The organism is Paenibacillus castaneae, from assembly GCF_002884445.1.
Lineage (GTDB): Bacteria > Bacillota > Bacilli > Paenibacillales > Paenibacillaceae > Pristimantibacillus > Pristimantibacillus castaneae.
On record NZ_KZ614144.1, the window covers coordinates 2,348,641 to 2,371,008 of the forward strand.

Consider the following 22,368-nt stretch of genomic DNA (forward strand, 5'->3'; position numbering starts at 1 on the left):
AATTGATTGAGTTTCGATCGTTGAGGTATGAAGAATTGGATGCTTGGTTTGAACACTGCGTTCATGTTTTTAGCGACGGAATTGACAATCCTGTTCTGAAAGGGGTATTTATCAACCACTTCTATATGGACCCAAATCGGGATTTGGAAGGCATTCTTGTAGCTGTTGAGAATAATTGCATATTAAGTACGGTAAGGATCTTCTACAGGAAGGCATATTTTTTCGGAAAAGAAATGAAGGTCGGTGGAATTGGCGAGGTCAGCACGATACTGGAACATAGAGGTAAAGGACTGGCAAATCGCCTGCTCGAAGAGGCCATAAAGCAAATGAAAGAGCGCGGCATTCATATCTCGATGCTGCGCGGAACGGCTGGAATTTACAGCAGATTGGGCTGGATGAAAACAACAACCTATAGACAAGTTTCTAAGGCAGCGGGGCGGGATGAACTGGTACATCGCTTAAGGCCCGTAGACTATGATCATGAAATTCCCTATTTAAAAGCCATATACAAGGAATATTCTGAAAGATTAAACGGCCCATTTGTCAGGGGTGACGATTATTATTGGAGATTCTGGGTGAAGATGGAAGGACGAAACTTGTGGGTAATTGAGAATGAGCGTGATGAAATTATAGGATACTTATGTTTCCAATATCATGACGGTTGTATTCTTGTAGATGAATTTTGTGTGCTTCTAGCTTATGAAGACATCTTCGACCAGGCGGTTAGCAAACTTTGTTCCATGATGAACAAGGAAGATGCGGATGTGAAGTTCGAAAGCTTAATTCGCTCAAGAATGAAAGTCGAAAGTTATGAGAGCAATGGAAGCAATATGTATATGCTTATCAATCCTATTACATTGGGAGAAACAGTAATACAGAGCACAGAAGAATTGGTGGACATGTTTAAAAATATTAATGCTCCAATAGATGGAAAGACGGTATCTGAAGTATTATTTTGGGGGATTGACAGTTTCTAGGGATAACGATATACTACTCAATCTTTACCATCGGTTCTTGCTGAGCAGAAAGTAGAGGCAGCAACCAGTCCGAATTCATAAAAAACGTGCTGGAGATTATTAATCTCCAGCACGTTTTTTTGGTTTGCCTGGCCGCTTGCGCAGCAGCGTTTGCCATACCCATACTGCATTGGCGCTAAGCATAACGGCAGATAAGATGAACAGGCCCTGGAGGCCGATCCAGGCTGATAAGGCGCCGCCAGTTATCGGCCCGATCATATTGCCAAGGCTGAGCGTGCTGGTGTTGAAGCTGTATGCGCGGCTTTCCATCCCATCTGGCGTATACCGACGAATCAAGGCGTTCACCGCAGGAATGAGGCCGCCGAGGAAGATGCCGAGCACGAAGCGAGCGATTAGCAGTTGCCATACCGTTCCAGCAAGTGCCTGAGGGATGAAGGCAAGCGCAGCGCCAATTAAGGAGACGCCAAGCACACGTTCAGCGCCGATACGATCACTTAGCTTGCCAAGCAGAGGTGATGCGACAAGATTGGAGATACCGGTTACCGAGCCGACAAAGCCGGCGAAGAAAGCTAGATTTGCGGTCGTGCCGTGCAGCTCCTGAACATAAAGCGGAATTAGTGTCATCGGACTCATCATCGCGAATTGGATGAGGAAGGTGACCGCGAACAATGACAAGAGTTCCGGGATATGACTGAGCTGCCGGAAGCCGGCGATGACCGATATCGATTCACGCGCAGCTGCTTTCATTCGGTCAAAGGGTTCTTTTACGACAAATAGAGCTAGCAGTGATGCAGCAAAGATGAAACCGCCAGTTAAATAGAAAATGGGACGAAAACCGATCGAATCAGCAAGCAAGCCTCCAATAAGCGGTCCAAGAATCGTGCCGGCAATACCGCCAGACTGAATCGTGCCCATAGCGAAGCCCATGTTCTTCTTGGGTGTTGTCGCTGAAATCAGTGCGATCGATGCGGGATTAAATCCGGAGATCGTACCATTCAGCATACGAAGCAGCAGCAAATGCCACGGATTTGTAGCAAAGCCCATCAGTACCATAACGATCGACATTCCGAAGCCGGAGCGCAGCAGCATCATTTTTCGACCATAACGGTCTGCCAGCTTACCCCATAGCGGTTGGAAAATAAATGAGGTAACGAAATTTCCGGCAAAAATAAGGCCTGCCCAAATGCTAATCTCATGTGAGTCGCTAAGCCCTAAATCAAACTGCAAATAAAGCGTTAAGAAAGGAATGATCATTGTCATTCCAGCCATGACTAGAAACTGCCCGAACCACAACACAATAAGATTTTTTTTCCACTGTTCCATATCCAAAGTATAGCACAAGATGATGGGAGGAAAAAAATGAACCGTTTGGCTTATTGCTTGGCGTATGAAGTCGAATGCTGTTCTTTTATGATAGATTAATAATTTCTTCTATAGTAAAATGAAAGGATAGAAAAAGGAAAATCATACCGATTTATTGGTTAAAGAAAAGCAGGTGACAGCGATATGACAATGAAAAAGAGAGCAGCGAATGAAGCTGGCTTTACGTTAATAGAGGTATTGGCCGCTTTTGTGATCCTATCGGTTGTAGCGCTTGCAATGACTTCTTTTTTTACCAATGCGCTTTCCTATGCCAAAGGCAACCAGAATAAGACGGTTATGATCAATCTAGCGCGCAACACGCTTTTTTACATGGAAAAACAAAATTTTGAAACTATTAAAGCTTATTTTGACAATCCCGAGAACAAAAAAATATCCTGCGATGCCACAAGCTGCTCTCTTGAATTGCAAAAACTAGTATCAAACGGGGATCAATTATTCGCGATTCTTAACCCTGTTGTGAATGGCATTACTTACAAAATAGAAATCGAGTATCAGGAAAATTTAAAGGAAGATCTCGGTGAAAAAATGTCTAATTATTTGCTCCCCATTAACGTTCAAGTAGAGCCTGTCGAAGGCGGTCGAAATAAGCGCGAAGTCACAATGGTGGAGGGATATATAACGAATGAGAAGATACGTTAAGAAGCTTGGGGGCGAGGAAGGCATCTCCTTAATCGAGCTTATTGCCGCAATGGCCTTGATCGCCATTTTTGGCGGACTTATTTATTCGGTTATTACATTCGGATTAAACACCTACAACAAAATTGAGGTTGAAAATTCTCTTCGGGATGAAGCAGATTTGCTTATGTCATCCGTTATTAATGATTTATATACGATTGCTCCCCAGATGGTACGTTCTCTAGGCACTAACGGTATTCAATTAATAGAGAATGAAAAAGAGTCTGCTAGTGCAGAGAAAATCTATTTTGAAAATGGAAGTATGCATGTACAGCAGGGTGTAATCGCTATTAAGTCGAAAGTTTCGGATGAATCCTCGATAAAATTAGTATGTGAAACACCCGGCGCCGGCTGCAGAAGCGGTCTCATTGAAATAATGCTTGTATTAAACCAAACCTATAGCGGAAAATTGCATCAGTTAAAATTAGAAAGTAAATTTGGTTTTTAGGAGAGACGTCATGATCCGAAATGAACGCGGCTATGCGCTACTTCTCGTTATATTCATGATGATGCTATTTGTTTTACTTGGCGTTGCCATACTAGGCGCTAGTCTTGGCGGTGCTGCGCGTACGGAGACAAGGGAAAACGATGTTCAAAGTCTTCATTTAGCAGAGAAAACATTAAATGAAGCCGTAACGAATATAGTTATGAAATATGATGGAAAAGACGATATAAGCCTTGAGGAACTAAGTGATTATATGAACGAATTGAAAAATAACGCCAATCCCTTGACCGGCAAAAATACGAGTACAGAGCTTAGTGGTGCTAATGCTGCATTGAAAGATATCACAATCGTTAAAGGCAGTAATGAGCAGCGCTATACATTGACCTTAACCTCTGAAGCAACTGTCAATGGTGTGAAGAGAAAGCTTGTTCAAAATGTATTGATCGATTCCTATCCCGAATTTTTACAATATGCTTTTGGATCTGAGCAGGATGTCATTATTAATGGCGCTGCCTATGGATTAGGGAATATATATGCTGGTCATGAGCTGTTGCTCGATAATAAGGCGAAATATATGTATAATTCAAAAAATCTGGAGCAATCGACTCAATATCCTAAAATAGACGGCGGTGTTTTTGTTAGTTCAGCAAGAGCAATAAAATATTACGATGAAGTGCTGGCTGACTACGAGTCAATTTCAATGAATGATCAAAATGAGCTTCAAAATTTGCTTGGCATCACATATGAAAATATTAATATTAAAGATTCCAGCAAGTTCATCTCGATTAATGTTGAAGAATCCTTCTTAGACAAGGCTGCTATAGCAGCTGGAAACGGAATCGGGACCCGTGATAGCCTTAAAGCTGTATTTAATGTTCATAATGTGGAGCCATTTATAAATCAATTGTCTTCTAAATATGGTGTAAAAAGAGTAGCTCCTCGAAGTGAGCCTGCACTTCCGGATTGGGATAATGAGACGGAAGTAAATAAATATAATACCGAATTAGATCTATACAATAAATATATAAGCATATTTAATTCGAAAAATTCAGAATCGATCATATTTGATGGTAATTTGACTCTTGATGGAGTTATTTATAAACAATTGCTTTATGGAAATGAGGCAAAGGCTTCTGATAAATGGTTTATCGTAAACGGAGATTTGATTATCGATAATCTATCGACTGATGAGTTGAATATTAAGGCTAATATATTGGTTACGGGTAACGTGAATATAAGAGGAAAAAAAATTAAAGTAGACAGCACCATATTTTGTCTGGGGATAGGCTCGTCAACACCAGCTACCATTGTTCAGGATGCTGAAATAAAAGGAATAAAGGAAAATGGGAAGACCAAGCAGCTAGTACTTATTTCGAAAGCGGACATATTGTTGAATCGCTTTGATGCTTTTACGAACTTTGGTGAATATGCAGGTGGCAATATAATTCAAAATAGGCTTGATGCGTTCTTCTATACAGATGGTGAAGCAGAATTGTATGGGGTTGGTTCTACCTTATGGTTAAACGGTGGATTTTTCGCTAAAGGCAAACTAACTATTAATGCCGTTCTAGGAAATGTAACGGAAGATATAGCTGGCGGAAAAATAAACTTTAATACATTACAAACCAACGTAAGCAAATTAAATTCACGATTTATAATCGACTATAATGATGACTTTTTTGAGGACCAATATTCCGGACTTCCGCGGGTGAAACAAATTAGCGTAATGATTGGGAACAGAAAACTAGAAAAATAAAGCTTATGAAATCTCCTTTGAGCGATGTATGGCTGCTCAGAGGGGGTTTTTTTATTAATAAAAAAACCTCCGAGCGCATCTTGTGCACTCGGAGGTTGGGAGGATTAGTATTTGCCTTTACCGCTGTTGCCTGTGCCTGGTGTGACGGGATCTAAGGGACGGTTGACGATAATCGTGATAACATCTCGCACTCTATTATCATGTTCATAGTATACCGTAATTTCCGCCGACCCCGGTTTTATGCCTTTTATTTCTCCCGTCGTTTCATTAACACTTACAATGGAAGGATCGCTGCTCGTCCATTTGAGAGAGTCTTTGATGTTCGTTTTGCCTATCGTAGGCAAGGAGGTTAGTTCATTCCATAGATTGGCGCTTGTTCCAGGGTCAATCTTTTTAGACTGTTGCAGTTTAAGCGTAACCGAATTAACCGTTATGTCTAATGTGTTAGAGGTATATGTCCGATTACTCTTCGTTTTGATGGTAAGCATAACTTTCACCGTACCAGCTTTGATACCCTTCAACTTGGCTGAAGTACGAGAAGGCGTAATGAGCTTACCATTTGTATCTCCTTCTACAATGCTCCAAATGACGGACTCAATCGGATCATTGCCTGATGCAGGCGTATACGCCGATAAATCGATCTGTGTGCCTAATTCAACACTGCTTGGTCCAGAAATTACAGGCGATGGCATGCTGACGGTAACGACTGCATCCTTGGTCAGTCCGCTGCCATCAGTAGTGGCAACCGTAATAGTTGCTTGACCGATATTTTTTCCAGTAACTACACCGTTGGAATCAACAGATACAATATTGGCATCACTTGACTTCCATGTCACTCGTTTATCAGTTGCGTCTGATGGTTCAATAGTGTGTTTAAGCTGCTTGCTCTCATTTAATAAAAGGGTAGTGCCTTCCAAATCAAGTAAAGACACTTTCTTATATACTGTAATCTGTTTCGATACGGTATATTCTCTATATTTGTTTGTAGAATCCAATTGATTGGTAGTGACTTTAAGCGTTATTGTTGCTACTCCTGATGCAATACCTTGAACGTTTGTCGCGTTGCTTGTTGCTGTGCTCAGGCTTGCGATTCCGTTACTCGGTGTAATGTTCCAGCTGTAAGTCTGGATTTGCTCATAATCGGCTGTAATCAATCTTGAAGTTAGGTTAATGGATTCGTTAACAGCAACACGGTCGGAACCTATGATGTTCAATCCAGGCCTGATAACAGTTACTACAGCGCTAGTGGTTAGTTTACTTCCATCCGTTGTTTCAGCTGTAATGGTTGCTGTGCCTGGTACTACACCTGTAATAATGCCAGTACTGCTGTTGACCGAAACAATGTCAGGGCGATTAGACTGCCAAATGAGCTGCTTATTTGTCGCTTCTGCTGGTGTGAATGTAGGTAGCATTAGTTGTGTATCACCAACTAAAATCGTTTTGTTATTGATTTTGACAGATGTGATTTTAGTGATGGACTTCAAAATGTAAGATGGAAACTGCAGCTTTCTCGAAGCTTGCTCACCAACATCTTTATAATCTAATGAAGCATTTAATAAGGAATAGGAATCGTCCTTGTCTGGCGTCACCGGTATCGCGAAGCTTACTGGATTGGCGGTGTACGCATTCCCCGTCAACGTATATTTGATATCCTTTAACGTACCCGTTACCGTATATCCGGAAGATAAAGTGCCGCTCTTGCTGAAATCAGAAGGAAGGGTACCTATTTCCAGATTAGCTGGGAATTTTTCAGTGAATTTCAGACTGGTAATGATCATTCTGTCATCGGCCAATGCATCAGTTTTTTGAATAGGCTTTGGCGTTAGCGTATAAGTAAACGTTGCGGCCTTTTTCGTTTCAATCGTACCATCAACTACATTGCTGGATACCGTACGATTTAATTCTAAATTAGACGTCACTTTGACTACTTTTACGTTAATGACTTTGATTACTTCTGCGCCTTGTGAGTCTTTGGCCGTAATTTGAACCTGCATCATTCCGCCTTCTGGAAGGGGATTGGCTACAGATTTATTAATAGTAGAGCCTGTCATCACTTTTTCGTTTGTAAGGATCGGAACGGTTTTCCCATCGTAAATGAGATTAATGGATGTTTTAAGCTCTCGATCATTCAAATCGAAATCATCAACTTTATAGTTAATAAGCAGGTCTAAGTATGACGGTATAAAATTATTCGATGCTTGGCTGTATTCAATCGGGCTATAAACGGTTAATTGAGGTGCATGATTGGAGCCCATAAATGCTCTATACATCGTATTGACGAATAACTGCTGCTCCCAATCAGGGAAATTGGTATTGGTATGCCCTGATCCGGAATAGGTCACGTTTCCTTTAGAGTAGGTGTAATAATGATTCCAGCTGTCCCCTGGAGTTCGATAAGTAGCATCCGTCATGTTATACCAAGGAATGACCGTCGGGTCCTCTAAATCAAGCGTGAAGTACTGGTTATGTGTTGTAGCTACTTGTGTATCATCTTTTAACAGGAATGGAAAATGTGTTAGAAGACCATCATTTACTTTTTCTGTTTTAGTGGTAGTGATTGGAGCACCATAGCCCATATTCGTATAAGGAGCGATTTGTCCTGTTATCGCTTGAAATTTGTTTAACCAGTTTTGGCTTTGGCTGTTCGAATTTTTATAGATGGTGTCATGAGTAAACATAACGCTTTGGCCTGTACTTATAAATTTCTGAACTGCGGCTGTTGCTGCATCATTGATTGGAGCATAGTTGTTGTACTCATCTGTAAAACCAAAAATCAGCATATCGTACTTTCCGTTTAGCGTCTGGTATCCCGTTGAATTAAAGTCCGTTATCGACATGGTATCGACTTTAATGCTATAGGCATTAAGTTTATCGCCTGTTGTAGGATTCAAATATTGAGATTTTAAATTATTTGTATTATTAAGATTGCTGTTTGAGTTGTTGTTAGGCAATACTTGCAGCACTTTAATATCGATCCGCTGGTCTTCAAAACGATATACTCCTGATTTAATGTCTTTAAGCGGACTGTTGAAATCGGACAGCTCGAGTCTCCAATATTGAAGACCGGAGTAGCCTTGAGGAAGCTTGTAGGTTAGCGTTCCCGTATTATCAGTTACTCTTTGTGTAGACACTAAATGTTCAGCAGTGAAAGGGAGGGCAGGGTCATTCCCTATATATAAGTTAATATCAACTGTTTTTTTACTGACATCACCTAGATTATCAACGGCATATTTAAATGTGATAGTGTCGCCAGGCACATATTTTTTTGTAGACGTTGCGGTATAAGCGGTAGGGAACTCATTCACGGTAAGCAATGGTCTTAGGTTGCCTTTTTCGAGTAAGTTAATTTTTGCGACGAATGCGTCTGTAGTAGAAATCTGGGTGTTATTGACAAATATAACGTTATCTCTTTTTGAGCCCGTAACATTATAAAGAGCAAAGTTACTCTTTAAAATTCCCTTTCGACCCCCAACATCTGCTTGGGACTCAATACCCTTTATTGTATTACCCGAGTCGCTATAAAGGATCACTGGAAGACCCTTGTCCACAAAGTTTTTTATAATTTCTGTTGCTTTTAATTGAGTAATGTCGTTTTGGATGTCGGCGGTTTTGTGATCCGCAGGCGTAGAGCTCTGGGCGGGTAGATTGATTTTATAATTACCCTTCCCGATATAAACGGCATCGTATTTGCCATCTAATTGTTCACGTGAGGCGACAAATTGTTTCATGCTTAAGGTTTTAATGGTAATAAGGGATGTGCCGCCAATAATATTCGTTAAATCTGACTTGCCAGACTCCGTAATTTCAAGAACGTTTACGGTAGGACGGAGCGCTCTTGTAGTGAGAGTGAATTTTTGGCTCGAATTGATGTTAGTGAAGATGGTATATAAAGAGTTCGACCACACGCCCAAATAAGTCGGGTTGGATGAAATAGTAGAAAAAGATACCGTTCCATCATTATTTTTTGTCATTTTGAATTTCTCAGTGTTATCAGGAGAAGCCTTATCGACTGAAGATAGTTTTATTAGATTTCCTGACTTGTAAGACAGATACCTGCCTGTGAGCTTGGACTTGATCGAATAGATTTCATTTTTGTGGTCTTCTAATTCAAACAGCTCATTGAAAAAAAAGTCGCTGCTATTAGCGCTAACTGTACCTGCACTGTCAGAGACATATTTTGAATCAACGCTCAGTGTTACTGCACTATTATTTACGGCAGCTTTTACCTGATCCGGTTTCGTTCCGATATATGTGAAAATCATTGCTAATAAGGTGACTGATAATAGGACTGCAACTCTTTTTTTGAGAAATGAAACTCTCATCATACATTCCTCCTAAATTGTGTTTTTATATGATTCCAAGTACCTAAATAATGCTCGAATGCTGTTGTATTTTGCGGTAATTGCGCTATAATCAGTTTAAGTGACATTGGTAAATGATGCAAGAAAAACAAGCGAAATTATTGTAAAAATAAGTATAAAAATCAACAATTTCCGATTTATCCCCCATATATGCAATTGGGGCTATGGAATATAATCAAATGCCTATATTTGCATACTGGGATTGGAGTTGAGCCGATGGCAACCATTAAGAAAAGATTGGGCGATTTACTTGTTGATAGTTTGCTAATCTCAGAAGAACAGCTTCAAGAGGCACTGCGGGAGCAAAGCAAGACAAAGCAAAAGCTGGGAGATTTGCTCATTACGCACGGATATATAACGGAACAGCAATTAATAGAGGTTTTGGAATTTCAGTTAGGCATACCTCACGTAAGCCTGTTTAAATATCAAATTGATCCGTCGATAACTCAAATCATTCCTGAAAGCATGGCAAGACGCTATCAAGCCATTCCTCTGCAGAAGGATGGCGGAAGATTAATGGTGGCGATGGCTGATCCGCTTGACTATTTTGCAATTGAAGAATTACGGATGAGTACAGGTTTTAGAATAGAGCCGGCCATCTCCAGCAGAGACGAGCTGCAGCGTGCAATTGCTCGTCATTATGGCTTGCAGGATTCGATGAATCAGATGATGGTGGATCTCTCTAACTCGGATGAGATCAGCGAAACGGAAATAACCGATGAAGATTCGCCAGTTGTTAGGCTTGTCAACCAAATGATTCAGCAGGCTGTGCAGCTTAGAGCTTCTGACATACATGTTGATCCGAGTGAACTGCATGTATCGATTCGCTATCGAATTGACGGAGTGCTGCGAACCGAAAGAACGGTCCCTAAACAAATGCAAGGCTTTATTACGGCTAGGCTGAAAATTATGGCTAAGCTCAATATTGCGGAACGCAGGCTTCCTCAGGATGGGCGCATAAAAATGAAGGTGGATTTCAAAGCCGTAGACATACGCGTATCCTCATTGCCAACTATTCATGGGGAAAAAATCGTTCTCCGGGTATTGGATTTAAGCACAGGCGTCAAAGCGATCGACCAGCTTGGTTTTAATCCGCATAATATGCAGCTGTTTAGAGATATGATAGATCGGCCGTATGGTATTTTACTCATAACGGGGCCTACCGGTAGTGGTAAGACAACAACGCTTTATTCAGGACTTCAGCATCTCAATCGGGAAGATACGAATATCATTACCATTGAAGATCCAGTTGAGTATCAGCTGGAAGGCATCAATCAGGTACATGTAACTCCGAATATAGGTCTTACTTTCGCTGCTGGTCTTCGGTCAATACTGCGTCAGGATCCGAATGTGGTGATGGTAGGAGAAATACGGGACAGTGAAACGGCTGAAATAGCGATCCGCGCATCCTTAACCGGACATCTTGTATTGTCGACGCTTCATACGAATGATTCTGTAAGCACGATCACGAGATTCCGTGATATGGGAGTAGAACCTTATCTGATTTCCTCTTCTCTAGTAGGCGTAGTTGCCCAGCGGCTTGTACGGCGGATTTGTACAGAATGCAAAGTCGAATACAATGTAACGGATCAAGAACGCATTTTTCTGAAAAACCGTTTTGTTGAGGTGGACAAGCTGTATCGCGGCAAAGGCTGTGGAAGCTGCAGCAATACAGGGTATCGCGGCAGGGTAGCCATACATGAAGTGTTGAATGTTGATGATGAAATGCGTGAGCTTATTACAAACGGCGCATCCGTCCAGCAGCTGCGAGATTCAGCATCTAAGCAGGGAATGATTGGGCTTATGGATGATGGTTTGGAGAAAGTGACCCGCGGAATTACGACGCTGCAGGAAGTGCTGCGCGAGACGGTGGCACATTAAGCGGAGGTTGGTAATATGTCCGAAAATAATAAATTAAAAGATTTGCTCAAATTAGCTCATGAACAGAAAGCATCCGATCTTCACATTTCAGTCGGATCGCCACCTACGCTTCGAATCAATGGCAGCCTCATTCCAACCGTGCACCAAGCAATTCTGGATATCGAAGCAGATGAGATGGCAGCTTCTATATTAAGATCTGAACAGATGGAGCAATTCAAGGAAGCGGGAGAGGTCGATTTTTCCTTTGATATACCCGAGTATTCAAGATACCGCATCAATATTTATCGCCAACAAGGAAAAGTAAGTATTGCTGCAAGAATGATTCCTTCGCAAGTTCCGAGTCTGGAGCTGCTTCAGCTTCCGTCGATGATTGCGCCGCTTTCTAATAAGCCGCAAGGATTAATTCTGGTAACTGGACCGACTGGCAGCGGCAAATCATCAACGCTTGCAGCCTTTATCAGTTATATTAACCGGACCCAGAAGAAGCATATCATTACGTTGGAGGATCCGATTGAGTATGTGCATAAGAGCGAATCTTCCATTATTGACCAGCGCGAGGTTGGCAGTGATACGAGAAGCTTTGCCAAAGGGCTGAGAGCAGCGCTAAGGCAAGATCCGGACGTTATTCTTGTTGGCGAGATGCGAGATTTAGATACAATCTCTGCTGCGGTTACCGCTGCGGAGACAGGTCACCTCGTTCTGGCAACGCTGCATACGACAGATGCACCGCAGACGATTGATCGCATCATTGATGCATTTCCTAGCCATCAGCAAGGCCAAATCAGGTCACAGCTTGCTTCGGTACTCGTCACGGTCATTTCCCAAAGACTGTTTCCGAAGGCAAACGGCTCGGGAAGAATTGCCGCAACTGAAATATTGCTTAATACGCCAGCAGTTGCCAATTTGATTCGTACGGAGAAGGTGCATCAAATTAAAAGCGTGATGCAGACCGGTCGCGCACAAGGGATGCACACCTTGGATGCATCAATTAAGGAGCTTATGCAGAAGGGGATTATTGATCCTGCTTTGGCGAGGTCCTATCTGGTGGAGGGTGGTCTTTAATGCCGCAGTACAACTATCAGGTAAAGGGAATCGGAGGCCGCTTAGTTAAAGGCAAGCTCTCCAGCATGGACAAGTCCTCAGCGGTGGAAGAGCTGCGTAAACGAGGCTTAACCGTATTGTCTGTTCAAGAAAATCGAAACACAGTGCTGTCGACAGAAATTTATATCGGCAATCCCGTCAAAGGTATACATTTTATTATATTTTGCAGGCAGTTTTCAACCTTAATTCGGGCAGGCGTGACGCTTGTAGAATCAACTGCCATATTATCCGAACAAACTGAGAGCAAGCCTTTGAAGAAAGCTTTGGTTGAGGTTAACTCCTCACTGCTGCGCGGTATTCCATTCTCGCAAGCAGCGCAGGAGCATAAGAAAATCTTTCCTCCTATGTTCATTAGCATGGTTCGTGCAGGTGAGGAAACAGGTGATTTGGAAGGAACGTTGGATAGGCTGGCCGTTTTCTTCGAAAAAGCGCATACGACGAAAGAGAAGATTAAGTCAGCTATGACTTATCCAATTGTAGTCGGCATTATGTCTATAGCTGCCGTTATTTATTTGCTGCAGGGCGTTGTTCCGCAATTCGTAACGATGTTTGCATCTTTTGATGCGGAGCTGCCGCTTATTACGCAAGTTGTGCTGTCTTTAAGCAATAGTATATCTCATCAATGGTATATATGGCTGCTCGCCATCATTGCCCTCATTGTTGCTTTTCAGCTCGTTAAGCGCTCAGAGAAGGGCAGTTATGTAATCGATTATGCCAAGCTGAAAATCCCAATCTTCGGCAAGCTTCTTCAGAAGGGCGCTATTGCCCAGATGACTCGAACACTATCATCCTTGTATGCAAGCTCTGTACCGGTCTTGCAGTCTCTAGCAATTGTTGAGGAGGTGGTGGGTAATAAGGAAATAGGCGAGGTGATTCGCGAATCCAGTGAATCGCTAAGAAGAGGGAGTCCGTTGTCCGAGCCATTGAAGCGTTCATGGGTATTTCCGCCGTTAGTTACCCAAATGATCGCCGTTGGTGAAGAGACTGGAGCATTGGATCAAATGCTTTCGAAGGTTGCGGATTTCTACGAAATGGACGTCGACAATACAGTTGATCGTCTCAAGTCGCTCATCGAACCATTGTTGATTGTGTTTTTGGCTGGCGTTGTAGGCTTGATCGTTATGGCGATTATGCTGCCGATGTTTAGTCTCTATTCTACCGTTGGGTAAGCACAGGATGTTTTGAGTTTACTCATCAATCTGTTGCTATTCATAAATAAATATATTTCTAGGAGGAATTACAAATGCAGATGATTTTGAAGCGTTTGAAAAAAGAAGAAAAAGGTTTTACTCTGATCGAGCTCTTGGCGGTAATCGTTATTTTGGCTGTTATCGCGGTAATTGCTGTTCCTTTGATTGGTAATATTATTAATAAGACTAAAACAGATGCAAATATCGCAACTGCTCGTCAAATTTATGATGCTGCTAGACTGTATGCTACTGCAGATAAAAATGGTGTGTTTGGGGATTTTACAATTAAGCAGATACAAGATGCTAAGTATTTAGAAGACCCAATTTATTTACCAAGTACGAAAAAAGAGATAGATGGAAGTAATTCGGTATTTAAAGCAAATGCAAATGACAAAACATTTTTAATAATTTATACCAATGATTCATCAACAACTATTGCGGCACAGTATTCAAAAGCTGAGATTATGTCAAGTGTTGCACCAACCCCATAAACAGTAAATTAATAATAACAAAGATTAATTTAAGTTAGTCATTTAAGAAGAAGCACCAATAAAAACTATTAAAATAGTTTTTATTGGTGCAAATATTTTGTAGACGAAAGCGACCACCAACCATGAACCTACTAATCTCCCTCTACATCTTCATTCTCGGACTTATATTCGGATCATTTTTTAACGTAGTAGGATTAAGGGTGCCGATGAAGCAATCGATCGTGAACCCGCCTTCGCAATGCCCGCATTGCGGAACTCGTTTGAAAGCAAGAGATCTTATACCGGTTGTAAGCTGGCTATTGTCGAGAGCGAAATGCAGACATTGCAGCACCGCTGTTTCTCCTGTATATCCGCTTGGTGAACTGGCTACTGGCTTATTGTTTCTATGGATGTACCTAACCTTTGGAATCACTTGGGAGACGTTGATTGGATTACTGCTCATTAGCATGACCGTAATCATTACCGTATCTGATTTAAAATATATGCTTATTCCGAATCGCATTTTATTAGCATTCGCACCGTTATTTATTATACTGCGCTGCATTTTCCCGATCGAATCCATATGGCAGCATTTATGGGGGGCGCTAATCGGCGGCGGCTTTTTGCTGCTTGTCGCTATCGTTACCAAAGGCGGTATGGGGATGGGCGATGTGAAATTATTTATGCTGCTTGGATGGATTATAGGGTTTCCGAATCTGATTCCCGCTTTCATCCTTGCCTGTCTGGCAGGCACTATAGTTGGAGGGGGACTTCTACTATTTCGAATTGTGCAGAGAAAACAGCCCATTCCTTTTGGTCCGTTTCTTGCGTTAGGCACATTGCTTGCTTTCGCCTATGGATCAGATTGGATCGACTTTTATTTATCAATATTGAAATAGCGGGATGTGATGAGGATGTTTGAAAGCAGTAATCGAATTGGTCTAACGATAGATCAGATGGGTGTTCGTTACGTAAAGGCCAAGAAAAAGAAAGCCCGGGAAATAGAAAGCTGCGGCTATCTGCCATTTGAATCGGGTCTCATTGTTGAGGATCAGTTCACAGCAATCGAGATTCTTCGTGACAAGCTGAAGCATTGGGTAAAAAGCGAGAAGCTTACAGGTGCATCCGTTACTTTATCCATTCCGACCTCACAGGTTATTATCCGTAAGCTCACGATTGAGTCATCCAATAAAAAAGAACTAAAGCAGCTTATTGAGCTTGAAATTGAGACCGCACTTCATCTTCCTTTTGAGAATCCTGTGTATGATTACATCGTCACCGCTTCTGCAAATGGTTCAAGCGAAGTGCTTGTTTATGTGTCGCCTTTGAAATGGATTCAGCAATGCGTCTCTTTATTAGAAAGTGCAGGATTGCGAATTCGATATTGCGAGCTTGCATCGACTGCGCTCGCTCGTGCCATCAAAGAGAAAAAGGCTGTCCCGCTAACAAGCGCGATGCTTATCAATTTAGATAAACCGAATATTGAAATCTATATGTTCCATGACGGAAATCCTGTTTTTATGCGAGTTATGAATGAGTATGAAGAGGTCGCGATCAAAGAAGAAGGTTTAGCACCGGAATTAATTGCGAGTATGAATGCGGAAATATCAAGACTATTAAACTTTTATCAATATAGCATTCATGAAGGACAATCCAAAATAACGGATACACTAGTATCTGGTTATATAAAGGGCAGAGAGAAGCTCGTATCCGAGTTTAGTCAATTACAGCCGGAGATGAAGGTAGAGATTGTTGATTTTGGAAGTGTTTTATCGAAGGAAAAGAATGATGTAGAGGAAGATTTCCGAATTCCTTTTGGTTTAGCGATAAGAGACGGCAATGCCAAAGGGATTAATCTTGTACCGGATAGAATTATTAACAAGAAGCTGTTTCCGGCGCAGCTGCTCGTTGTAAGTCTGATTTGGCTGGTATGTCTAATTACGATTGTTGTTCTTTATACGGGCAACCAATCGAATTTAAGCAGAAAAGAAGCAGAGACCGCATCATTGATTCGAAGCAATGCTCTGCTGGAGCAGGAGCTAGCAAATTTAAATAAAAAAAGCCAGCTTGATGCCGATCCGCTTGCAGTTATTAAGAGCATACAGGATAACCGTCAAGATGCTGTCATTGTTCTCGATGATCTGCATGATATGCTGCCTATCGGCGCTATTTTACAAACGATCGAATATAGTAAACCAGGATCCGTTTCACTAATCGTGAAATTTTCAGATATGAAGCAAATTGCTGATTATTTATATAAAATGAGGACATTGCCATACTCTGGCGGCGCGATTCTTCAAGGCTTTACAAGCACAGAAACACAAATGACTGCTCGACTTGAGATGAAGTGGAAGGGTCTGCTTCAGAATGCGGATGGAGAAGGCACGCAGGAAGGAGGAGAAAAATCAAATGGATAAAAACAAGAGCCATTCGATTGTAATCCTTGGCGTAATCATGATGTTTCTCATCCTTTTAGTCGTTTTTTCCATGCTGCTGCAGCCTACTTATAAGAAGATTAGCAGTCAAAATGAAGAGCTTGACCGATTGAAATTTCAGTCTGGATTACTGCAGAAAGCGTTGGACAATAAAAAGGAAAAAGGAAATTTACCCGAACAAGAGGTTCAAGCAGCTTTGCCGCTTTGGGATAACACGGAACAATTAGTAGTCAGCTTAAAGGATATTGGTCAAAAAACGGAAACAAAGCTAACTACCGTTTCGTTTAATGTAACAGACAATAATGGCATTCATACGATTATAGGAAGCGAGAGCCCGGTCTATCCTAACGTTAAGGAAGTCAAGGTTCAAGCTGTTGTAGAAGGCAGCTATGATGGAATTCGTAGCTGGATCGTTCAAATGCAGAAGCAGGAGCGGCTTATTGTGATAGATTCCGTAAGATATTCGATTCCTGTTGGCGGGTTAACGTCTGCAGAAATTGCTTTTACTAGTTATTTTGATCCGTCATACGGTTATTTACTAGAAAATCCGGTAAATCCGGTAGCGATTGAACCATAAGAAAGCACAATAAGATAATAACGAGATGTAAGCACGATGATACTCAGCTGTTAGAAGCGAAGGTATTTCGTGCTTTTGTTATTTAACAGTTCATTTCATCAAACAAACACCTGATTTGTCATACTATTGTCATAGGAAAGCGATCGGCGCTGGTTGTTAGGAAGGAGGAAAAAGGGCATAATGGAAGCATAGAAAAATACATAGAAATGGGGAACGGGAATGTCTTATAACGACCGTTTCATACGGGCATGCCAGAAGGAACATGTAGATCGGGTACCTGTATGGTACATGCGGCAAGCAGGAAGATATGATCCTGATTATCGTAAAATAAAGGAAAAGTATTCATTACTTGAAATATGCAAGCAGCCGGAGCTAGCGGCTGAAGTGACAATGATGCCAGTACATAAGCTTGGCGTAGATGCGGCTATTCTTTATTCGGATATTATGAATCCAGTCGCTTCGATTGGAATTGATTTCGATATTGTCGCCAATATTGGTCCTGTTATCGCAAATCCTATTCGTTCGGCGGCAGACATCGAGCGTTTGAAGCCGATTGATGTAGAAGGCGATTTGGGACATGTTATTGAAACAATTCGAATTCTGGATCGCGAGCTTGAAGTGCCTCTTATTACGTTTGCAGGCGCGCCATTTACGATTGCGAGCTATTTAATTGAAGGAAGACCGTCCAAAAACTATTTGCGGACGAAAGAAATGATGTACAGCGAGCCTGAGCTATGGCATGAGCTGATGCGTAAGCTCGGTGATATGATCATTACTTATGTGCGTGCGCATATTGCTGCAGGAGGCAAAGCGTTTCAGCTGTTTGACAGCTGGGTAGGCGCATTAGCGCCAGCCGATTTCCGGAAATTTGTGCTGCCAACAATTGAGCGTATTTTTGAGGAGCTATCCGATTTGACGCAGCCAAAAATTTATTTCCCAGGCGTAAGCTCAGGAGAGCTGCTGCCAGAGCTGCATAATATCAAAACCAATGTGATTGGACTGGATTGGCGCGTATCCATTGCAGAGGGAAGACGGAGACTGGATCACGGCTTTGCAGTACAGGGCAATCTTGACCCGACTATTCTGACTGCGCCAATTAGCGTAATTGAATCCTATGCAAAAGAAATTATAGATAGCGGCATTGAAGAGAATGGCTTTATATTCAACCTTGGACATGGCTTGTTCCCTGAAGCTTCTTTAGAGAAGCTGGCACAGCTGACGGCTTTCGTTCATTCTTATTCGGAGAAAGCTATTGCAGCGAAAAGCAAGAAGGAGGCAAGCCATGTCTGAGCATAAAGCGAAGCAAATCGGTGTTCTTGTCATGTCTTACGGAACGCCAGAATCGATGGATGATGTCGAGGCTTACTATACGCATATTCGTCGCGGCAACGCACCGACCCCGGAATTGCTTGCAGAGCTGAAGGGACGTTATGAGGCAATCGTAGGCGGAGTATTCCCACTGCGGGAAAATACAAACGGACAAGTAGCAGGCTTACAAGACAAGCTGGAGCAGCTTGCACCAGGTCAATTTGTTTGTTATCAGGGCTTGAAGCATGCGAAGCCTTACATTGAAGACGGCGTAGAGCAAATGGCGAAGGCCGGAATTAAACAAGCGGTTGGAATTGTGCTTGCGCCGCATTTCTCAACGATGAGCGTAGGCAGTTACATCAAGCGCGCGCAGGATAAGGCAGCTGAGCAAGGGATTGAGATGACCTTTGTGAAGCAGTATCATCTGCATCCGAAGCTGCTTAAGGCTCTGACTGAGCGAGTGGAGGATGGCTTGCGCCGATTGTCGGATTCGTCTGGCGGTGAAGAACGTGTGAAGGTGCTGTTCAGCGCGCACAGCCTGCCGGTGAAAATCCGTGAGGTAGGCGATCCTTATGAGCAGCAGCTGTTAGAAACGTCCGCTGCGATTGCGGAAGCGGCTAATGTGAAGGATTGGCAGTTTACTTGGCAAAGCGCAGGAAGAACAAGAGATCCATGGCTTGGCCCGGATATTCTTGAAACGCTGCCCGTGCTTGCTGAAGAGGGCGTAAAGGCAGTGCTTGTCGCTCCTGTCGGCTTTGTGTCCGATCATTTGGAGGTGCTATACGACCTCGATATTGAAGCACAGGCTGCATCGAAAGAGCTTGATATGACCTTGGAAAGAATTGCGATGTTGAATCGCGATCCATTATATATGGAAACGTTGGCTGAATCGGTTATTGAGGCCTTGGATAATAGAAAGGAATGAATGAGATGCGGAGAATCGGAAACCCTGATCGAATTGTCATTATTGGCGGAGGGATCAGCGGACTGAGCTCCGCTTTTTATTTGCAGCGGGAAGCGGAGCGGTTAGGCAAGGAGATTGAAATCACCATCGTTGACGGTGCTCCTGCCTTTGGCGGAAAAATTAATACGCTGCAGCGTGACGGGTTCGTCATTGAGAAAGGTCCTGATTCTTTTTTGGCGCGCAAGCTGGCCATTATTGATTTGGCGACGGAGCTTGGACTGGAGAATGAACTGACAACTACGAATCCTGGAGCTAAGAAAACGTATATTTTGCATAAGCGCAAGCTGTTCCCTATGCCTCCGGGCTTGGTTCTGGGTGTTCCAACCGAGATTGGACCTTTCTTGAAGACAGGCTTGCTGACATGGGGCGGAAAGCTGAGAGCTTTGCTTGATTTGACTATACCTGCTCGCAAAGAGCAGGGCGATGAATCACTCGGCGGGTTTCTTGAGCGGCGCGTAGGCAATCAGGTAATGAGACGGATAGCTGAGCCGCTGCTTGCGGGCATTTATGCGGGAGATTTGAAGAAGCTAAGCTTGCAAGCCACATTTCCACAGTTTGCGGCATCGGAACGCAAGCATGGCAGTCTGATACGCGGAATGCAGCATAACCGCAAGGCAAGTGCTGCCGCAGCAGCGCTGCCAGCTGTTGCTAAAGGCGGCGTTTTCCTGACGTTTAAGGGCGGGTTGTCTACGCTTGTTCATGCGCTTGATGAGGCGCTGAGTGATGTTCAGAGACGGCTTGAGGTGAAAGTTGCGGAAATTCGGAAAGCGGGAGTCATAGAAGGAGAAGCAGAGCGTTCACCAGATGCAATTGAACATTCATCAGCACAGTACGAGGTTGTGCTTGCGAACGGTGAACGGCTGCCAGCAGATCGTATAGTGATGACCGCTCCTGCCTATAACGCGGCTGATCTGCTTGAACCGCTAACGGATTGCCGAGAGCTTAGAGCGATTAATTACGTATCGGTAGCTAATGTGGTAATGGCATTCGATAAGGCAACCTTTGGGCTGGATTTCGATGGCTCAGGTTTTCTTGTGCCGCGTTCGGAGGGTCTGCATATTACGGCTTGCACGTGGACGTCCAGCAAATGGCTGCATACGAGTCCAGACGATAAAGTGCTGCTGCGCTGCTATGTCGGACGAGCTGGCGATGAGGAAAGCGTTAAGCTGTCCGATGCCGATCTTATTAAAGCGGTTCGCAGAGACATCGAAGAAACGATGGGCATCCGAGTGGAGCCGATCTTTACCGAGATTACGAGATTAAATCATTCGATGCCGCAATATCCAGTAGGCCATATTGAGAATGTAAAGCGTCTGCGCGCAAGGCTGGAGCAGGAGCTTCCCGGTATATGGATTACAGGCGCGGCATTTGACGGTGTAGGGCTGCCGGATTGTATTCGGCAAGGCAAAGAAGCTGCTCAAGCCATTTTAAAATAAAGGATTGTAATTTTTTCCCCCTAGATAGTCAGAACATTGATATAATGGAAGAGTCTTTATTATATCAAAGAGGAGCCATCTTCCATGCAAGTTTCAAGGTCTGAGACTCATCTAAAGGACAAGCTAAAGCGTAAAAAAAGATTTAGAAGGCTTGTTATTATTAATTTTACGCTGCTTGGCGTAATTATAGTTTTATTAGGAGCATGGCTTGCTGCGGCGAATTCAGACAAGCTTCAACAAATGCTGAACTTAGGCGATTTTGGCAAGAAGGAGCAAGTAGAAGCTCAGCAGCCCAATTCGGATGCTGGCAAAGGCCATTCGCAATCGGGGAACGGAACAGAGATGACCGAGGATGATGGTACAGTCGGCATTGGGGACAATGCTCTTCCGGACGATGAGGATACAGCTGGTGTGCCGCCGCTCGCAGACAACGACGACGCCGATAAAGTCTCACTCTCTTTTGTTGGCGATTTATTAATCGGTGAGTATGTGAATGCGGTCATGCAGCAGGAAGGCTATGATTTTCTGTATAAAAATGCCCTGCTGTACTTAAGCGAGCCTGATCTTACGGCTGGTAATTTGGAATATCCGGTGACTAATCGCGGCATTCCAGCTGAAGGCAAGGAATATGTGTATAAAGGATCACCTGATGCGCTTCCAGCGCTGCGCGATGCTGGCTTCGACATTGTAAATTTAGCCAACAATCATACGCTGGATCAAGGCATAGAGGGCTTGCAGGATACGATGAAGTACCTCGATGAAGCAGGAATCTCTCATATGGGCGCAGGAAATAACGATACGGAAGCGTTCGCGCCGGTTATTAAAGAGGTTCGAGGTATAAAGGTTGCATACATCGGACTTAGTAGAGTTATTCCGACATTAGCGTGGAAAGCGGACAAAAATGTGGCGGGAGTAGCTGAGACTTATGATACTCGCCGTGCGGTCGCTGCAATTGCGAAGGCGAAGGAGCAGGCTGATATAGTCGTCGTAATGGTGCATTGGGGCAATATGGGAGTCGACCAGCCGCTGCAATACCAGAAGGATTATGGTAAAGAATACATTGATGCTGGCGCAGATCTGGTCATCGGAAGCCACCCGCATGTTCTGCAAGGGTTCGAAACGTACAAAGGAAAGTGGATTGCGTACAGCTTAGGAAACTTTATTTTTAGCGCGTTTCCGAAGGGAACGGCGGGTGATACGGGTGTGCTTGACGCGGTTTGCACGAAGAGCGGCGATTGCGAATTGACGTTTCACCCTATGTTCACGGTCAACGCCCAGCCAACGCCTTTAGAGGCGGAGGAAGCAAAAGCTCTGTTAGACCGCTTGACAGCTATATCGTTTGGCGTGAAGCTAGGGAACGATGGCAAACTTATCCCTGTGAAATGATAGTCTTCTAGAGAGGATGATAG

17 protein-coding genes are annotated in these 22,368 nt (G+C 43.2%); 15 read left to right on the top strand and 2 right to left on the bottom strand.

The annotated features are described in order from the left end of the window. The first annotated feature begins 2 nt into the window (after positions 1 to 2). The gene (locus CEF13_RS09990) at positions 3 to 977 is read left to right on the top strand and encodes a GNAT family N-acetyltransferase (RefSeq protein WP_166742821.1); all 975 of its coding nucleotides are present in this window, start codon (positions 3 to 5) and stop codon (positions 975 to 977) included. Between the two features lie 99 nt (positions 978 to 1,076). Here the strand turns inward: CEF13_RS09990 and CEF13_RS09995 are convergent, their stop codons facing one another. Beyond that, positions 1,077 to 2,300 (bottom strand): MFS transporter, encoded by a 1,224-nt coding sequence (locus CEF13_RS09995; RefSeq protein ID WP_102716320.1) that lies wholly within the window; start codon positions 2,298 to 2,300, stop codon positions 1,077 to 1,079. A gap of 183 nt (positions 2,301 to 2,483) precedes the next feature. On the opposite strand from CEF13_RS09995, the gene CEF13_RS10000 reads away from it, so the two are divergent. Genes CEF13_RS10000 through CEF13_RS10010 form a run of 3 tightly spaced genes read left to right on the top strand, consistent with a single transcriptional unit; the run spans position 2,484 to position 5,236 of the window. Then, positions 2,484 to 2,999: a type IV pilus modification PilV family protein gene (locus tag CEF13_RS10000; RefSeq protein ID WP_102710541.1), complete on the top strand. Its 516-nt coding sequence runs from the start codon at positions 2,484 to 2,486 to the stop codon at positions 2,997 to 2,999. Beyond that, positions 2,983 to 3,483: a PulJ/GspJ family protein gene (locus CEF13_RS10005; RefSeq protein WP_102710542.1), complete on the top strand. Its 501-nt coding sequence runs from the start codon at positions 2,983 to 2,985 to the stop codon at positions 3,481 to 3,483. The genes CEF13_RS10000 and CEF13_RS10005 overlap by 17 nt, the downstream gene beginning before the upstream one ends. 10 nt (positions 3,484 to 3,493) lie before the next feature. Further along, positions 3,494 to 5,236, top strand: coding sequence for a hypothetical protein (locus tag CEF13_RS10010; protein ID WP_102710543.1), 1,743 nt, complete (start codon positions 3,494 to 3,496; stop codon positions 5,234 to 5,236). A gap of 104 nt (positions 5,237 to 5,340) precedes the next feature. On the opposite strand, the gene CEF13_RS10015 is transcribed toward CEF13_RS10010, so the two are convergent. After that, positions 5,341 to 9,558, bottom strand: coding sequence for a DUF5057 domain-containing protein (locus CEF13_RS10015; protein WP_166742822.1), 4,218 nt, complete (start codon positions 9,556 to 9,558; stop codon positions 5,341 to 5,343). Positions 9,559 to 9,813: 255 nt separating this feature from the next. Between CEF13_RS10015 and CEF13_RS10020 the strand changes: the two genes are divergently transcribed. From CEF13_RS10020 to CEF13_RS10070, 11 genes are all read left to right on the top strand, one after another. Then, positions 9,814 to 11,478 (top strand): GspE/PulE family protein, encoded by a 1,665-nt coding sequence (locus CEF13_RS10020; RefSeq protein ID WP_102710545.1) that lies wholly within the window; start codon positions 9,814 to 9,816, stop codon positions 11,476 to 11,478. Between the two features lie 15 nt (positions 11,479 to 11,493). Continuing rightward, entirely contained in the window at positions 11,494 to 12,540 is a 1,047-nt protein-coding gene (locus CEF13_RS10025) for a type IV pilus twitching motility protein PilT (protein ID WP_102710546.1), read from the top strand. Continuing rightward, positions 12,540 to 13,748 (top strand): type II secretion system F family protein, encoded by a 1,209-nt coding sequence (locus CEF13_RS10030; protein WP_102710547.1) that lies wholly within the window; start codon positions 12,540 to 12,542, stop codon positions 13,746 to 13,748. The genes CEF13_RS10025 and CEF13_RS10030 overlap by 1 nt, the downstream gene beginning before the upstream one ends. Before the next feature lie 74 nt (positions 13,749 to 13,822). Beyond that, on the top strand, positions 13,823 to 14,260 hold the full coding sequence (locus tag CEF13_RS10035) for a type II secretion system protein (RefSeq protein ID WP_208414530.1): 438 nt from the start codon (positions 13,823 to 13,825) through the stop codon (positions 14,258 to 14,260). A 122-nt stretch (positions 14,261 to 14,382) separates the two neighbouring features. Further along, positions 14,383 to 15,138, top strand: a complete 756-nt coding sequence (locus CEF13_RS10040) for a prepilin peptidase (protein ID WP_102710548.1) — start codon at positions 14,383 to 14,385, stop codon at positions 15,136 to 15,138. Positions 15,139 to 15,153: 15 nt separating this feature from the next. Beyond that, the gene (pilM, locus tag CEF13_RS10045) at positions 15,154 to 16,656 is read left to right on the top strand and encodes a pilus assembly protein PilM (RefSeq protein WP_166742823.1); all 1,503 of its coding nucleotides are present in this window, start codon (positions 15,154 to 15,156) and stop codon (positions 16,654 to 16,656) included. Beyond that, positions 16,649 to 17,251: a hypothetical protein gene (locus tag CEF13_RS10050; RefSeq protein WP_102710550.1), complete on the top strand. Its 603-nt coding sequence runs from the start codon at positions 16,649 to 16,651 to the stop codon at positions 17,249 to 17,251. The genes pilM and CEF13_RS10050 overlap by 8 nt, the downstream gene beginning before the upstream one ends. A gap of 219 nt (positions 17,252 to 17,470) precedes the next feature. After that, on the top strand, positions 17,471 to 18,541 hold the full coding sequence (hemE, locus tag CEF13_RS10055; protein WP_102710551.1) for a uroporphyrinogen decarboxylase: 1,071 nt from the start codon (positions 17,471 to 17,473) through the stop codon (positions 18,539 to 18,541). Beyond that, on the top strand, positions 18,534 to 19,484 hold the full coding sequence (gene hemH, locus CEF13_RS10060) for a ferrochelatase (RefSeq protein ID WP_102710552.1): 951 nt from the start codon (positions 18,534 to 18,536) through the stop codon (positions 19,482 to 19,484). Before hemE ends, hemH begins: the two co-directional genes overlap by 8 nt. Positions 19,485 to 19,489: 5 nt before the next feature. Further along, on the top strand, positions 19,490 to 20,959 hold the full coding sequence (hemG, locus tag CEF13_RS10065) for a protoporphyrinogen oxidase (RefSeq protein WP_102716322.1): 1,470 nt from the start codon (positions 19,490 to 19,492) through the stop codon (positions 20,957 to 20,959). A gap of 84 nt (positions 20,960 to 21,043) precedes the next feature. Continuing rightward, positions 21,044 to 22,345 carry a CapA family protein gene (locus CEF13_RS10070; RefSeq protein ID WP_102710553.1) on the top strand — a complete coding sequence of 434 codons (1,302 nt, stop codon included), beginning with the start codon at positions 21,044 to 21,046 and terminating at the stop codon, positions 22,343 to 22,345. The last annotated feature ends 23 nt before the right edge of the window (positions 22,346 to 22,368 follow it).

Bases quoted from the DNA above. Each gene is read 5' to 3' on its own strand.
- CEF13_RS10010 (WP_102710543.1), top strand. From the start codon at position 3,494: ATGATCCGAAATGAACGCGGCTATGCGCTACTTCTCGTTATATTCATG.
- hemG (WP_102716322.1), top strand. From the start codon at position 19,490: ATGCGGAGAATCGGAAACCCTGATCGAATTGTCATTATTGGCGGAGGG.
- CEF13_RS09995 (WP_102716320.1), bottom strand. From the start codon at position 2,300: ATGGAACAGTGGAAAAAAAATCTTATTGTGTTGTGGTTCGGGCAGTTT.
- pilM (WP_166742823.1), top strand. From the start codon at position 15,154: ATGTTTGAAAGCAGTAATCGAATTGGTCTAACGATAGATCAGATGGGT.
- CEF13_RS10035 (WP_208414530.1), top strand. From the start codon at position 13,823: ATGCAGATGATTTTGAAGCGTTTGAAAAAAGAAGAAAAAGGTTTTACT.
- hemE (WP_102710551.1), top strand. From the start codon at position 17,471: ATGTCTTATAACGACCGTTTCATACGGGCATGCCAGAAGGAACATGTA.
- CEF13_RS10070 (WP_102710553.1), top strand. From the start codon at position 21,044: ATGCAAGTTTCAAGGTCTGAGACTCATCTAAAGGACAAGCTAAAGCGT.
- CEF13_RS10000 (WP_102710541.1), top strand. From the start codon at position 2,484: ATGACAATGAAAAAGAGAGCAGCGAATGAAGCTGGCTTTACGTTAATA.
- hemH (WP_102710552.1), top strand. From the start codon at position 18,534: ATGTCTGAGCATAAAGCGAAGCAAATCGGTGTTCTTGTCATGTCTTAC.
- CEF13_RS10050 (WP_102710550.1), top strand. From the start codon at position 16,649: ATGGATAAAAACAAGAGCCATTCGATTGTAATCCTTGGCGTAATCATG.
- CEF13_RS10030 (WP_102710547.1), top strand. From the start codon at position 12,540: ATGCCGCAGTACAACTATCAGGTAAAGGGAATCGGAGGCCGCTTAGTT.
- CEF13_RS10040 (WP_102710548.1), top strand. From the start codon at position 14,383: ATGAACCTACTAATCTCCCTCTACATCTTCATTCTCGGACTTATATTC.
- CEF13_RS10025 (WP_102710546.1), top strand. From the start codon at position 11,494: ATGTCCGAAAATAATAAATTAAAAGATTTGCTCAAATTAGCTCATGAA.
- CEF13_RS10020 (WP_102710545.1), top strand. From the start codon at position 9,814: ATGGCAACCATTAAGAAAAGATTGGGCGATTTACTTGTTGATAGTTTG.
- CEF13_RS10015 (WP_166742822.1), bottom strand. From the start codon at position 9,558: ATGAGAGTTTCATTTCTCAAAAAAAGAGTTGCAGTCCTATTATCAGTC.
- CEF13_RS10005 (WP_102710542.1), top strand. From the start codon at position 2,983: ATGAGAAGATACGTTAAGAAGCTTGGGGGCGAGGAAGGCATCTCCTTA.